Here is a 16,320-nt window from a genome sequence, read left to right on the forward strand (position 1 = left end):
GGTAGGTCTTCTAATGTTTTATTGCTGAAAATATCGTAAATAAGGTGTTTTTTTCTTTGTATGAAGGTGTATTTTTAACGGACGTTAATTTTCTAAATACCTGATTTAATGACATTCTTTTATCTAAGTAATTGTTTTGATAAGACTGGACTGTATGAAGTTCATAAACAAGGCTTTAATGAAATACATGGAGTAAATAATACTAGCTATTTAGGCCCCTTAAATAATGGTAATGAAGCTTTACGAAAGGCAAGAATAAATTTTGAAAAGGTAAGCTTATGAGTTCACTGTTGCGCGGATAAGGTGAAAAAAATTTTTATTATCAGGTTAAAGTAAAGCTGAAAGGGTTAAGACTATTTTAATAGTTGTTGATGCTAAGGGCAAAGCTTTGCCTTAAAGGTAGTTTATGGGTTTGCTTCAAAAAACCTTAGCTTTCTATACCTTACAGGAAAGGATACACTGATAGGGTATACTTCATCCATCAATAGACTTTTGATTTTCCAATCAGAAAAACCGCCACCAACTTCGTAAGGAATATATTGGACTCCATCTAAGCAGTTTATAAAGTTTAAGTTGTCTACCACACCTACAGAAGTCGCCTTCAATAGAGATTCTTTTCTGGTCCAAAGTTTAAAAAACTCATGTCTTGGTGAGTAAGCATTTTCAATAAAGTGAGCTTCTGGTTTTGTGAAACAATTGTTGATTAGGGATAAAAAATCAAACTTACTATCAACGAACTCAATATCTACTCCCAGCTCATCACTACAAAATCCAAAAATTACCCAGTCTTTGGAGTGAGAAATGTTAAAATTAAAATTCCTATGATTTTTAATGGCAGGTTTTTTATTCATACCTTCTATGAACTCTACTTCTTCTGGTTCGCAATTAAGATATTTGGACAATAATGTCTTGAGGAAGCCCTTTCCAATAGCATACCTTAACCGATCACTTTCTTTCTGATACCGGTTCATCGTATTAAACTCTTGTGGGGTGAGAAGCTGTAAAATTTTATCAATTTTATCTTTTAATTTCTGCACAGGAACTCTCCACAAATCAACATTTTCGCCGATTTTGAAGTCTGACTTCACGGTCCAATTAGGAAGCAAAACGGTGCTACAATGAATTTTGCTTATAAACAGTTGACTATCCATCATTTGACACATTTTGTCGATAATTGACTGATTTTATTTTGAATTCGAGAAAAACTTATCGAATTCAAATTATTTGGGACTTTTCTCAATTCTTTTTATTTAAACGATTTTTACTACCAGGAGTATTATCTGTTTCTTTTTTGATATCAAATATTTTCAAAAATTAATTCCTATTTATTGATGAATTTTGAGGTGAGTTGCTTGGTACATTTTAAAATGAACAGAAGAGCCAATATTGTAATCTTGATGTTTTATGAGCCGACAATCAAAGAGGACAAACTGTGCGTGACTAAGTTTTTCTTACCTTCCAATTTATCATATAATAGTAAAGCTAATCAAATTTTGAATCAATAAAAATGTATTTCATACTAAAAAAAATGAATTAAGTATTTTAGTGTTCGAAAGGTTCAAAAATAGAAACAATCATGGCTAAAAAGTCCTAATTAATAATCTAAAATTGTGTTATTTATATTAAAAATGATAATAAATATTGATTGTCGATAAAGAATTGATTTTCGGATAAACTCAGTTTATCCGAAAATCACCTTCCATTATCTTTCGTTTAAAAGATTTTGAAGTTTGTTTGCAAATGGTGCTCCAAATGGCGCATCAAACATACTATTGTGATCTCCTTCAATGTCTATCACATTTACTTTCTGCACAAATGACGACCATCCATAATATTTTTCATCTGTTACAGGAGCTATTTTTATGGCAGCTTTGAAAAGTGTAAGTTCCGCACTGATAGGAGATAAGGAATAATTTAGCAATGACTCCGCATTAATTTGTTTTATTTCTTTAATAATTTGGAACCGGTCTTTATTGATTTCTTCCTTTTTAGCCATTCCTACTTTAGAACGCCATCCGTCCATTTTTCTTTTGATTACTCTAGCTTTAGTGGTTCTAAAGGTTTTTGGTGCCTTAAACAATAACTCTAGTTCCACTTTTCTTTGATTTAACTGATCAGCTAGTCTTTGCTTAAAGGTTTTTGAATTAATATCTCTAAAATCATCTGGTTCAATACTGGTATCAAAGATTATTAGTTTTCCTAGTTCTTTTCCCATCGAAAGTAGTTGCTTGGCCATTTCGAATGCAACATAACCTCCGAAAGAGTATCCACCAATATGGTAGGGGCCCTGAGGGTTATGAGCAATGATTTCATTGACATAGTGCTTGGCCATATTTTCTATTCCTCGGTTAGGTTCGTCAATACCGTTTAGGCCTTTAGCTTGCAGCCCGAAAAGAGGTTGTTCTTTGTCAACATATTCAATTAGTTTAAAGTAATTGGTGATATTGGCAGCTATCCCGTGAATGAGGTAGATAGGAGGCTTGTTGCCTGATTCTTTTATAGGAATTAGTGAAGTCCAATCTTGAGTTTCCTCAATCAGTTTATTTTTATTGTCCAATAGCTGAGCAAATTGTCTTACAGTGGGATTTTTAAATAGCGAAGTAAGTGGAAGGTTTTGTTTAGTTTCTTTATCTATTTTGCCCATTACTTCAACAGCCATTATGGAATGTCCTCCGAGTTCGAAGAAATCATCATCAAGACTTATATGGTTTACATTAAGACTCCTTTTCCATATTTCACTTACGAGTTTTTCGGTATCTGACTGGGGTGAGAGGCCTATGTTGATTGGGCTAGCTTCTAGAAGTTTAGGAGTAGGTAAAGCGTCTAGGTCAACTTTCCCGTTTGGTGTAAGTGGAAAAGCTGTAATTATAATCCACTCAGAGGGAATCATATATTCAGGTAGAAACTTCCTCAAGGTTTGCTTTTGCTCTTGAAGACTTCTTTTTTGATTGACCAATGTAGTACTTTGGTCTCCAGTCAGCAAAGGGTCATTTTCCTCAATGATGTATGCTACAAGCATTTTGTCACCATTTGTAGAATTGAAATCAGTGACGAGCGAGGCCTCTATTCCACTTAGGTTGTTTATTTGCTGCTCTATCTCTCCAATTTCGATTCTTTGGCCTCTAAGCTTTATTTGTTTGTCAATTCTTCCCAAACAAACTAGTTCTCCATTGGGAAGGTATTTGCCCAAATCTCCTGTTTTATAGAGAGTGCCTTCATCATTTACAAGATTTGTGAGAAAACGCTCTTTGTTTAATTCCTGCCTATCCCAATAGCCACTAGCTACTCCATTACCTGCTATGTAGATTTCCCCTGTCTCCCCTAACGGTAATAGTTGTTGATGTTCATCAAGAATGTAGATTCTTGTATTATTGACTGGTCTCCCGATAGACTTACACTCTTCTACATGCTTAATTTGTTTAATAGTGGAAAAAATAGTCGTTTCTGTTGGGCCATAGGCATTCCAAATTTCGTCAGTAATTTTAAGTAGTTTTGTAATTAAACTTTCTTGAAAAGGTTCTCCTCCAGAAACAATCTTTAGAGGTAGATAATAGTCCCATCCCACCTGAACAAGCATTTGATAAGTAGCTGGGGTGGAAAACATGCGTGAAATACGTTGTTCTTTTAATGCTTTTAGCAAGAGTCTACCATCTTTAGAAGTATTACTGTCTGCCATGACCAAAGTGGCTCCATGGGCAAGAGGACTGTAAAATTCCGCCCCTGCTACGTCAAATGATATCGTAGTAATGGCAAGTAACCTGTCTGAGTGATGCATTCCAGGATTATTTTTAACTCCTAATACAAAATTCACTAAGTTACCATGAGTCACTTCTACTCCCTTAGGTTGACCTGTGGAACCTGATGTATATAATATATATACCGGATCATGTTGCTCTATTTTAACAGATGGTCTAACAGGACTGTAGTGGGCAGAAGTGTCTTTGAATATGGAGAAGTTGATGACTTCTATAGGTTTTTTAGAAATGAATTCACGTTTCTTAGCTGTAATAAGAGCTGTTGCACAAGAATCCTCCAACATGTAATCAATTCTGTCCTTTGGAAGGTCAGGGTCTATTGGAATATATACCCCCCCTGCTTTAATTACCCCTAAAATGCCAATTATTAAATCGGCTGATCTTGGAAGAGAAACACCAACATGTTCTCCTTTTCTAATGCCACTTTTTATTAAAAAATTTGCAAACTTATTAGATTCCTCTTCAAGGTTTAAGTAACTAAGCTGTTGTTGTTTAAATTCTAATGCTAGCTTTTGCGGTCTGATTTTGACTTGGTTTTCAATCAGCTTTAAGACAGTTAAATCTGAATTGTAAGCTGAAGTCGTATCCAGATTGAACTTATTGTATTCCTCCAATATAATTGATTGGCTTTGGCTAAAAATTTTATAAATGGGTATGTTAGGATTTTTGCTTACGACTCCAAGTAGATATTCAAAATCTACCATGAGCTTTTCTACTGTCTCTGATTTGAGGAGGGAAGTGTTGTAATGCCATTCAAATTGAATAGAATCGTTAAAACTTGTTATGTTTAAGGCCAATTCGAAGTTATCAAACTTTCTTGGGTTGTTGACTATTGAATATTCGAGACCATGAAAGTTGATGTTGTCTATTCCACTATCAATATTAAGGACTATTGGTACCAGTGGCGAATTGGAGGGGTCACGTTTGATTTTTAATTTGGGCAGAAGTTTGCTATAAGTAAAAAGTGTATGGTCATAGCTTTCCTGGATTTGAACATTTCTTTCATTGATGTATTCAGTTACTGTTTTCTTATCGTCAATTTTCGATTTCATTGGTAGCAAATTGACACAGTGACCAATCAAATTAAAGTAGCCTTTTGTTGACTGACCTGCTGAAGGTAAACCAATGGTGATACTATCTGCCAAGGAAAATTTAGCAATAAGGAGCTCAAAGGTGGCAAGTAATGTATTAACCAAGCTAGTGTTTAATGATTTGGCTAATGACTTTATTTGTTCAGCTTTTTCATGATTTATTTTACCATCAATTCTTTTACTACCATATGTTTTGATCGAAGGTCGTTTATAATCTGATGGTAAACAGAATGAGGAATCTTTCTCAAATTGATTTAGCCAAAATTGTTCAGTCTCCAAGAAGCTTTCGCTTTGTTCAAATTTGTGAATAGCTTCAGAGTATTTCTCAAATTGGTCAGGTGATGGTAATGAATGTGGATTGTTTTCAAGTTTCGAAGTATAAATTTCACTGATTTCCTCGAGTAATATGCCAAGCGACCAACCGTCAGCGATAATATGGTGTATGGTTAAAGTAAAGCGATAATGCTCAGGGGACAATTGATGTAAAAAGGTACGCACCAGAGGACCTTTTTCTAGTTCGAATGCAGTTTCAGCATCTTTCTCATGGAAATCTTTTAAACGTATCTTTTGATCATCTTTTGACAGCATCGATAGATCAAATTGTGCTGTCAAATGAATCTGTGATTGATGAATATATATATGATTACCATCATTACTAAAAGTAGACCTAAGTAGTTCATGTCTTTCTAAAACTTCCTTAAATGAATCATTGAGGATTTCAGGTTTTAAAACGCCTTTAAAATCCAAAGAGAGTGATTGATTGAAGGAAAGGTTTGCCTCTTGTCCTCCCAGTTTGCAAGCCAACCAAATTTCCTTTTGAGGAGGGATAGTGGAAATAGATTTAACTATATGGCCTTGTTTGAAGGGGTTGTAATCAACTGGTATGTACTTAAAAGTAGAATTCATGATATTAAGAATTAAAAGTTAGTGACTCCAATAAAAGGTACTTACCTGCTCTATTTGGATCATTAATGAACCATGCAGGTTTTCCATCCAATGTTTTACCAAGTAATGCTCCTGGTACTGGAGGTTTATCATAATTTGTAAAGAAAGAATTACTTTTTAGAACTTCAATTTTTTCACCTTCATTGGGTAAATGTTCACGTGAAATTGTGTTAGTTTGCGTACTTTTTGGCTCGTTTTTTCTTTCTCCTGTAGTGTTAATATTAACATTTAACAATAGATTGATTTGTTGGGATAGTTGTGTCATTTGCTTACTAATAAGCAACAAAGCCTCTTTATCGACATTGCTTAGATTACTTTGGATCTGGTTAATTCTGTTTGACACTTCATCAGATTCAATTTTGAGATTGTTATCATTTACTGAATTCTTCAAATCAGAGGTTTCCTGAGAGAATTTAAGCAAATGATTCACAAGTTTGTCTAAGCTATTAAAAGAGGTTGTTAAGAGTTTAAATGATAATGGTGTTTTAAACTCTTTCTGGAAAGTAAAAGATAATTGGGTTAGTAGAAGGGAATCTAAGCCCATCTCCATAAATGTTTGATGGTCAGGTGTGTTTTCGTAATTGATGCCTGATATATCTAATAAAATTTTTATCAGCTTATCTCTAATCCTTTTCCTTGGGGTTAGTTCAGCTTCAGCCTGCAAGGGAGAGGGAAATATTACAGTTTCTTCAGTTTTTGTTTCTAATATTCTATCTGTTTGGATAGGATCAATCCAGCATCTTTGTTTGTCAAATGCATAGGTTGGAGTTTCTATAAAGTTATTGTTTTCTCCATGATAAAATTTGTCCCATTTAGGTTTGATACCAAGGGAAATTAGTCTCCCAAATTGAGTCAATATATAGTGATACTCATTTTTTTCATCTAAACGGTTTAAACTGTTAACTGTTTGAGATTTGGAAGCGGATTTATGTTGCTTTATTAGGGTAGATAAACCATTTCCTGGGCCTATTTCTAAGAAAATGGTTGTTGCATTGAGTGATGTTATATGTTCAATAGTTGGAGAGAACAAGACAGACTTTCTGAGGTGATCTGTCCAATATTTTGTAGAAGTTGCTTCTTCTTCAGTTAAATGTTTTCCTGTAACTGTTGAAATAATGGGGATTTTAGGTTGCTTCATCTTCACTTTACTAACTTCCTCATGAAAAGCATCCAAAATGGGATCCATCATGCTTGAATGAAAGGCATGACTTGTGAAGAGTTTTTTATGTAGAATTTCATGTTTCTCCAAAATCAAGGAGAATTTTTCAATTTGGTAAGAAGGTCCAGCAACCACACAAAGCTCAGGAGAGTTGATAGCGGCTATTGATAGGTCTTCTGAGATGAGGGTGTTGATCTTATTCACCGACGCTCTTACTGAAAGCATATCCCCATGTGGTAGATCGGCAACCAACTTTCCCCTAATAGCAACCAACCTTATGGCATCTTCAAGACAGAATATTCCAGAAAGATGAGCGGCTACAAATTCACCAATACTGTGACCGCATAAATAGGAAGGAACTACTCCCCATGACTGCCATTGCTTAGCAAGCGCATATTCAATTGCAAAAATTGCTGGTTGTGTATATTTGGTGTTTTTTAATATTGATTCTGCAATACTGTCACTTTCATTAGGGAAAATGATTTCTCGTAATGAAAAGTCAATGTGTGTATTAAAAAGACTTATGCAATGATCCAAAGCTTCTCTAAATATTGGAGCAATTTGGTATAAATCTTTTCCCATATTTAAATATTGTGCTCCTTGACCGGGAAATAAAAATATTGGATTGGGTACCTCGGTTGTTACTCGATTGGTTGGAGCGGGAGAAGATTCAGTCTTTTCAAGTTCTTTAATAAGGTTCTCTCGATCACTGAAAGTTAAATAACTTTTGTAGGAAAATTCACTTTTTTTACGGTTGATCGAGTAGGAGAGATCGTCAAGGTTAATGTGGGGAGCACTTTCTATAAATTGCCTTAGTTTCTTCCAATAGAGGTGCAAACTGTTTTCGGATTTTGCTGCAATGTTTATTACCTTATAAGGTTTAGTTGAGGATTTAACTGTGTGAGCTTTTTCTGGGTATTCTTCTACGACAATGTGGACATTTGTTCCTCCGATACCAAAAGAGCTTACTCCAGCTTTTCTTGGGAAATCTTCTATCCAATCTGTAGTGCTATTGTTGATAAAAAAAGGCGTATTGACAAAGTCAATATTACTGTTAAGTTCATTAAAGCCGACGGTAGCAGGAATTTTTTTGTTTCTTAAGGCTAGGACTGTTTTGATCAATCCCGCTACACCAGCAGCAGCAGTAAGGTGTCCAATATTACTTTTTACCGATCCCAAGGTACATTTATGTTGTCGGTTATTTGTGAAGCCAAAAGCCATTTTAAGTCCTTCGGCTTCAATAGGGTCACCAACTGGCGTTCCAGTTCCATGCATTTCAACATAACTTATGGATTCCGGTGAAGTTTGAGCATCTTTCAAGGCGGCGTGAATGGCTCCTGCCTGTCCTTCTGCACTTGGTGCTGAAAAACTGCCTTTATTACCTCCATCGTTATTGACCCCTATGCCTTTAATGACTGCTAAAATAGTATTACCATCTTCAATGGCCTTGTCTAAATTTTTTAATAGAACTGCTCCAGCCCCGTCATTAAATAAAGTGCCAGAAGAAGTTTTGTCAAAAGGCTTACAATGGCCATCTTTGCTGAAAATTGCTCCCTCCTGATATAAATGGCCGGTTTTTACTGGAGAAGAAACAGAACTACCTCCAGCTATTGCCATTTCACATTGTCCAGACCTGATACTCTGTACAGCTTGAGCCACAGCAAGTAGAGAAGTAGAGCATGCTGAATAAACACTTATGGCTGGTCCACTTAAGTTAAGGTGATAGGCTGTTCGGGAAGAAACATAATCTTTTTCATTAAGTGTCATTACAGGGATAGAACCAAACCTTTCGACCAGTTTCCTGTTAGGAAGTATATTGTTTTGGTAATAGGTGTTGTTATTTGTACCAGCAAAAACCCCTATTTTGCTCTTTTGCTCATTGGAAGAGAAGTGCTCATTTTCTAATAATTCCCAAGCAATTTCAAGAAAAATCCTTTGTTGGGGATCCATTAAAGCAGCTTGGGACGGGGGAATACCAAAAAACAAAGGATCAAACTTTTCGACATCCTGGATGATTCCTCTGGCGGGGACATAGTTAGGATCATTTTTTAAATAATCAGGAATTGTACTGTCCAATTCATCTTTTGAAAACCTTGAAATTGAAGATTTACCTTCTAGAAGATTTTTCCAAAAACCAGCTACATCATCTGCACCAGGGAATCTACCCGAAAGTCCTACAATTGCAACATCACTTTGCGTTGAAGCTTGCAGTTTTTTAGAAGTGTTTTTTGGAAATGTATTTTTTTGCTCTGGCTCCAAGTGTTTAGTAAGTGCCTTAATTGTAGGACTCTGATAAATGTTAGGAACGGTTATTACTAGTCCAAGCTCTTCTTTTATTTCGATAGATAGTTTTTGAGCAAGCAGTGAATTGCCTCCAAATTCAAAGAAATTATCTTCTGTTCCAATAATGTCAAAATTGAGTATGTTTTTGAAAATCCTAGATAAACTTTTCTCTATTTCACTTTTGGGGTTTACAATAATGGAATCAAATTCTTCTCTTCGACTTATTGGCAAAGGAAGGTTATTACGATCTATTTTTCCGCTGGTAGTTTTTGTGAAATCACTTAGCTTCACAAAGATGGAAGGGATCATGTACTCGGGCAGCGTTGTGGCTAGGTGTTGAATTATACTTTTTTGAGAAATATTGTCAGATTGATCTGTAGTATAGTAGGCGACTAAAAATTTATAACCGTCTTCATTTTCCCTAGCCACTACAACTACTTGATTTATTAAAGCATATTCGTTAAGAACAGCTTCAATTTCTCCAAGTTCGATCCTATACCCTCTTATTTTTACCTGATGATCTCTTCTTCCTAAGAAAGTAATTGTTCTATCAGTTTCAATTTTTGCAATGTCCCCCGTTTTATAAACTTTAATGTCTCCTTTTTCGGGGTGAGAGATTGTTTTGAATTTTTGTGAGGTTAGTTCATGTTGATTTAAATAACCACTTGCTAGGCAAGGACCCGCAATAACCAGTTCCCCTTCTTTTTCTAATCCTTCATTTAGCACACATTCCTTATCATCTAAGATAAAGGCTTGAACATTGTCAATTGGAAACCCTATACTTGGTAAGTTTGGCCATTTGTTCACATCATTGCCTGATAGTTTTAGATTAGTTACGATCACAGCCGTTTCAGTAGGGCCATACTGATTGTAAAGGTCTGCTGACTCGATTTGGGAATAAAACTTTCGAATATTGGGTGTGATTTTTAGTTGTTCCCCGGCAGTTATGATTTCCTTGATAGATTGAGGGTATAGATTGTTTAGTACAGCGGCGTTACACAAAGCCTGAAAGCTAACAAAAGGCTGGAATAAGCGATTGATTTTGTTACGTTCGATAAACTTCAAAAGACCCAAAGGATTTTTCACTAATTCTTCGGTTGTAAGAAATAGGGTTCCGCCTGTGGTCAGCGTGCTAAAAATCTCTTGAAAGGAAACATCAAAAGTTAATTTTGTGAACTGTAGAGTGTTCGCTTTACTGTTGGCCATAGAGTTTTTCTGTTGCCAAATTAATAGGTTGACTAATGCTCGATGAGGTACACAGACTCCTTTTGGTTTTCCCGTAGAACCTGAAGTAAAAATTGTATATGCGATATGCTCAGGAGATATTTGACGAGTAGTTCCTAAGATAGGATAACTAAGAAGTCTTTTTTTAATGTCGTTTATTCCTAAAACCCTGACTCCACTCCCTTCTAGACTATTATCAGTTTCATTTGCAATTAAAATAGAAGAAGCTGTGCTTTCAATAATAATTTTTTTTCTTTCATTCGGAAATTCAGGAGCAATAGGAACATAAGAAGCCCCGCACTTCATGATACCTAAAATTCCAATGATCATTTCTAAGGATCTGTTTAAGATTATTGGAACTTGGTCGTGTTGATTTACGCCCTCATCTATTAGGAGATTGGCTAGTTGGTTACTTTTGTCCTCTAATTGCTGATAGGTGAGGGTTTGACCCTCAAGATTTAAGGCAATGTTATTAGGATATTTGAGAAAGGCCTCAAAAAATAGATCCACGATGGACTTATCTGAGTAGTGGTTGATTTCTTCTGGATTCATAGTGGAGAAATTTAGAAAAATTGATTCTTCAAACTGAAGAATTCGAATGGATATCTTTAAGTAAGAATAATTATTTTTTAAATATATAAAAATGTTTTTTGTAAATAAAAAAACGAAATTAAAATATTGTATTTAAATGGAAAATTAATACAAAAAATAACTTGATTGCTAGGTAAGTAGTTATAATTCAGTTGTTTTGTATTTGTTTTTTGATGAAATTACGTTTTGTAAGTTATTCGCTAAATTTTTTACATTGGGAGCATCAAACATTGTATAATGATCTCCTTCAATGTCCAGTGGAATTATATTATTGACAAAGGGTTTCCAGCCATAGGTGTTTTTATCTCTTATGTAGCTGATTTTGATTTTAGCCCTAAATAGATAAATGTCAATATTCAGCGGTTTCATTTTGTAAGCCTTTATGGAGTTTAAATGAATAGTCTTAATATTTTCGAATATTAATTTTCTTATATGAGATGGTTTGTATTTCTTGGTATAAAGAGTATTAATTTTTCTTTCAAGGGCACGCCGTTTTGTGGTTATAAAAGTTTGCGGAGCCCGAAAAAGTAGCTGAATATCTACTAATCGTTTATTTACTGAATGAGTAAATGACTTTATGTTTTTTTGCCAAGTGGTAGATTGTTTTTCATTCAAAGGCAAAACATCTGTATCGAAGAGAATAAGGTACGAGACTTTTTTGCCCAGACTTAAAAGTTGTCTAGCCATTTCGTAGGCTACATAACCTCCGAAAGAATATCCTCCTAATAGGTAAGGGCCTTTTGGATTGTGTTCCAATATTTCTTTAATGTAATGAGCTGCTATATTTTCAATTCCGAATATGGGTTTTTCTGACCCATCTAGACCCTTTGCTTGAAGGCCAAACAATGGTTGTTCGGGGCTTACATGATCGACCAAATTAAAGTAATTAGTGATATTGGCGTTGATTCCGTGAATAAGGTAGAGTGGAGGGAGCGAACCAGATGGTTTGATTGGTGTTAAGGATTTCCAAAACTGGGATTCTTGTTTGCTTTTTTCATGGGAATTTAGAAGCTCACAGAATTTCTCTAATGTTGGGTTTCTGAAAATAGTGGTTAAGGGGTAATAATGCTCTGTCATTTGGTCAATTTTTGCCATCAGTTCAACAGCTAAAATTGAGTTTCCTCCAAGCTTAAAAAAATCATCGTTGGGTTTGATATGCTTGATTCCAAGAACTTGAGACCAAATTTCCCGAACAGCTTTTTCTTTGTCAGATAATAAGAAGCTCCTATCCGAGTTATCAGCTTCCTTTTGAAATGGGGCCGGTAAGGCCTTAAAGTCAATTTTTCCATTTAGAGTTAAAGGAATTTTTGTGATTTTGATCCAAAGTTGGGGGATCATGTAATCAGGAAGGAGCTTTTCGAGTTTTGACTTCCAAATAGAAAGTTGATGATCCGATATTTCTTTGTCTAAATCTGTAATAATGTAAGCTACTAGAACTTTGATCCCAATAGAATTCGAAGGTGCAGTTATAACAGCAGATTTAATATTGTTCAAACGAATGATTTGATTTTCTATTTCTTCTAATTCAATTCTATGTCCTCTAATTTTTACCTGTGAGTCCATTCTTCCCTCAAATAAAATTTCTCCATCTTCAGTCAATGAACCAAGGTCACCTGTCTTATAAATAATTTCATTACCATTAGAGAAAGGGCTTTGTATGAATTTTTCTTTATTCAGTTCATTTTTTTTCCAATAGCCTTTGGAGACACCTGTCCCTCCAATTACGATTTCACCTTTTTGTCCTGGTGATAGTAAGTTCAAGTTATTATCAAGAATGTAGATGGACGTGTTATGTATGGGCGAACCGATAGTTAATTTTTGGAGGTTTTTTGTGATTCTTTTTATTGAAGAGAAAATCGTAGTCTCCGTTGGGCCATATTCATTCCATAATTCGTCAGAAAGATCCAGAAGTCGATTGGCCAAATCATTGGATAAAACCTCCCCTCCAGTTATCAGTTTAATTGGTAGTTTTTTCCTCCAGCCTATGTTAATGAGCATTCTGTATGTTCCGGGCGTGGAATGAAGCATGGTGATTTTCTTTTCTTCAAGAAAAGAAAGAAGTAGTCTTCCATCCTTTATAGTTTCTTGGTTTGCAATGATGAGCTCGCTTCCATTACATAATGGAAGTAAGATTTCCATGATAGAAACGTCGAATGAAAACGAAGTAATAGCCAAGAGTCTATCTTTAGAAGTAATTCCAGGGCGTTGTTGAGATGAAAGAAGTAAATTTAAAAGATTTCCATGTGTCATGATGACACCTTTTGGCTTGCCAGTTGATCCAGAGGTATAGATCATGTAAGCCGCATCGAGTTGATTAATTTTTGTGCTTGGAAAGTCAATATTTGGGGGGCATTGTTTTAATTGATGGATTAGTATGTGTTCAACATTAATATTTTGAGTTGAAAGGAGTGTTTTGGATGATATGACTACTGAAATTTCTGCATCATTAAGTATTGTTTTTACTCTTTCAATAGGTGTTTGTAAATCAATAGGTAGACAAACCCCTCCAATTTTGAGGATGGCTAAGAAGCAAATTGGATACTCATGAGACCTTTCAAGGGAAACTGCTACTTTTTGCCCTTTGGTTACACCTCTATAGCGCAGATTTTTTGCATATAAATTAGATTGGTTTTCAAGTTCTAAATAAGTAAAGTGCTCCAGATTAGAAATTAATGCGATTTTGTATGGGTGGCTTTGGACTGTTTTTGCGAAAAGCTCAAGAACATTTGAGTAAAGAATGTCCATGGAAAAGTAATTTTTGGCATAATATGCTTCAAAAATATCGCCATAATCTTTGGCGGATGCTTCTCGCGAACCTAGATAGCTCATAATGGGTTATTGTTGACTTGATAAATTTACTAAATCGAACGTAGATAATTACGAGGAGATAGTAATACTTGGATTAGATGGATGCTATTTTTAATTACAACAAAATGACCTTTAAATTGTTTTAAATGTATGTTGTGAATTTTCAGAAAGAAAAAAGTCCGATGACTTTATAAGTCATCGGACTGAAATTTATTTTATTTGTATTCGCTACTTTACCTGTAAAGTATATTATTAATTATTGATTTTAACTCATAAACATATAGATATCCCTTTTGAGATTGGAATAAATTTATTTGACGAGATTTAAGATATAAGCATATTCCATGGCCAGTTCTTTCAAGGAATAGAATCTTCCAGAAGCTCCTCCATGACCTGCATCCATATTGGTGTAAAGCAACAATAGGTTATCATCGGTTTTTTCAGCCCTTAGCTTGGCCACCCATTTGGTAGGTTCCCAGTATTGTACTTGACTGTCGTGCAATCCAGAGGTCACTAATAGGTTAGGGTAGGACTTTCTTTCTATGTTGTCATATGGCGAATAGGACAGCATGTAATCATAGTAAGCTTTTTCTTTAGGGTTGCCCCATTCATCAAACTCACCCGTGGTCAAGGGAATGCTTTCATCAAGCATGGTGGTGACCACATCTACAAAAGGAACGGCAGCAATTACACCTTTGTACAAGTCTGGTCTTAAGTTGATGATTACGCCCATTAATAATCCTCCTGCGCTTCCACCCATCGCAAAAAGTTTCTTTGTAGAAGTATATTGATTAGAGATCAAATGTTCACTACATGTTATAAAGTCCGTAAAAGTGTTCATCTTTTTGAGCATTTTCCCATTCTCATACCAGTTTCTCCCCATTTCCTGTCCTCCCCTGATATGGGCAATCGCATAAACAAAACCTCTATCTAATAAGCTTAGCCTATTTGAACTAAACAAGGCGTCAGTGCTGAATCCGTAGGAACCATAAGCATATTGAAGCAGAGGATTACTTCCGTCCTTTTTGAAAAGAGATTTTTTATAAACCAGTGATATAGGGATGCGGGTTTCATCATCTGCTATTGCCCAAATTCGTTCGGCTTGATATTCATTTGGATTATATCCACCTAGTACTTCCTGTTGTTTGAGCAAGGTTTGCTCCTTACTGATCATGTCATAGTCAAAAGTGGAGGAAGGAGTGGTGAGAGAATTATATCCGAACCTTAGAAGGTTAGACTCGAAGGAGGGATTGAAGCTTATCCAGGCAGAATAAGTGGGCTCTTCAAAGTTTATATAATGACTGTTATTGCCGTTCCATGGATTGATTTGTATTCTGGTTAGTCCGTTGAAGCGTTCTTCAAGAACAAGAAAGTCTTTGAAAACTTCAAAGCTTTCTAACAAGACATCCTTCCTGTGAGGAATGACATCTATCCAATTCTCTTTACCAGTAGTTTTTACTGGGGTTTTGACCAATTTATAATTTAAAGCCTTATTGTGGTTTGTCCAGATAAGGAAGTGGTCCTCAAAATGTTCAACGCTATATTCTAGGTCTCTTTCTCTGGACTGGACAAGGTGTGGTGTGTTGTTGGGGGAATCGGCTTCAATAAATCTTACTTCTGATGAAACTGTACTTTCACTATTGATAAATAGATATTTTTTTGATTTTGACTTTGAAATATGACAAGTAAACGTTTCATCTTTTTCCTCATAGATCAATTCATCTTCAATTGACTGTTGGCCTAAAGAGTGCTTATAGATTTGGAATGACCTTAGTGTATTAGGGTCTTGTTTAGAATAGAACAGCGCTTTATTGTCATTGGCCCAAGCAATATTGCCTGTGATTTCAGGGATTTCGTCTTTTAGGATTTCACCGGTTGTCAAATCTTTTAACCTAATAGTATAAACTCTCCTTCCAACATTATCCTGAGCAAATGCCAACAGGTTTTGATTGGTTGAAATAGCGAGGGAGCTGACATTAAAATACTCATGTCCTTTTGCCAGAATATTTACGTCCAGTAAGACTTCCTCAGGGTTTTCTAAAGAGTCTTTTTTACGGCAAAAAATAGGATACTCTCCGCCTTGAATATACTTAGAGAAATAAAAGTATCCATCTTTAAAATACGGGACACTCTGATCATCTTCCTTAATTCTGCCTTTCATTTCTTCGTAAAGCTCATTTTGGAGACCTTCAGTGTGTTGTAAAGAGGCTTTTAGGAAATCATTCTCATCGTTTAAATATTGGATGACCTCAGGATTATTTCGATCATTCATCCAATAGTATGGATCATTTCTTTCATGTCCGTGAAAAATAAGTTTTTTATTGTTAATGCTTGCCTTAGGAGAAGGTTTACTAGTCATATATGTGCTACTTTTTATGCTAAATACTTTGCTTGCAAATTTAGTATAGACCTTGATGGAAGCCTATTTAAAGTTCAATCAAATGTTAAATCATGCAGGAAATAG

Annotated in this window: 5 protein-coding genes; all 5 read right to left on the minus strand. The window is 35.3% G+C overall.

What is annotated here, in order from left to right; genetic code table 11:
- Positions 1-404: 404 nt before the first annotated feature.
- The 5 genes from JL001_RS11130 to JL001_RS11150 all read right to left on the minus strand — a co-directional run bounded on the left by JL001_RS11130 (position 405) and on the right by JL001_RS11150 (position 16,215).
- Positions 405-1,154, minus strand: a complete 750-nt coding sequence (locus JL001_RS11130) for a 4'-phosphopantetheinyl transferase superfamily protein (RefSeq protein ID WP_236252782.1) — start codon at positions 1,152-1,154, stop codon at positions 405-407.
- 548 nt (positions 1,155-1,702) lie between these two features.
- A complete protein-coding gene (locus JL001_RS11135) occupies positions 1,703-5,752 on the minus strand; it encodes a non-ribosomal peptide synthetase (protein ID WP_200976152.1) in 4,050 nt (1,349 codons plus the stop codon).
- Between the two features lie 4 nt (positions 5,753-5,756).
- Positions 5,757-11,009, minus strand: a complete 5,253-nt coding sequence (locus JL001_RS11140) for a polyketide synthase (RefSeq protein ID WP_200976153.1) — start codon at positions 11,007-11,009, stop codon at positions 5,757-5,759.
- A gap of 180 nt (positions 11,010-11,189) precedes the next feature.
- Positions 11,190-13,877, minus strand: a complete 2,688-nt coding sequence (locus JL001_RS11145; protein WP_200976154.1) for an amino acid adenylation domain-containing protein — start codon at positions 13,875-13,877, stop codon at positions 11,190-11,192.
- 289 nt (positions 13,878-14,166) lie between these two features.
- Entirely contained in the window at positions 14,167-16,215 is a 2,049-nt protein-coding gene (locus tag JL001_RS11150; RefSeq protein WP_200976155.1) for a S9 family peptidase, read from the minus strand.
- Positions 16,216-16,320: the final 105 nt, after the last annotated feature.

The sequence above is a fragment of the Echinicola sp. 20G genome (genome assembly GCF_015533855.1).
Classification (GTDB): Bacteria; Bacteroidota; Bacteroidia; order Cytophagales; family Cyclobacteriaceae; genus Echinicola.

Coding starts and splice junctions, on each gene's coding strand:
- JL001_RS11130 (WP_236252782.1), bottom strand. CDS start 1,154: ATGATGGATAGTCAACTGTTTATAAGCAAAATTCATTGTAGCACCGTT.
- JL001_RS11135 (WP_200976152.1), bottom strand. CDS start 5,752: ATGAATTCTACTTTTAAGTACATACCAGTTGATTACAACCCCTTCAAA.
- JL001_RS11140 (WP_200976153.1), bottom strand. CDS start 11,009: ATGAATCCAGAAGAAATCAACCACTACTCAGATAAGTCCATCGTGGAT.
- JL001_RS11145 (WP_200976154.1), bottom strand. CDS start 13,877: ATGAGCTATCTAGGTTCGCGAGAAGCATCCGCCAAAGATTATGGCGAT.
- JL001_RS11150 (WP_200976155.1), bottom strand. CDS start 16,215: ATGACTAGTAAACCTTCTCCTAAGGCAAGCATTAACAATAAAAAACTT.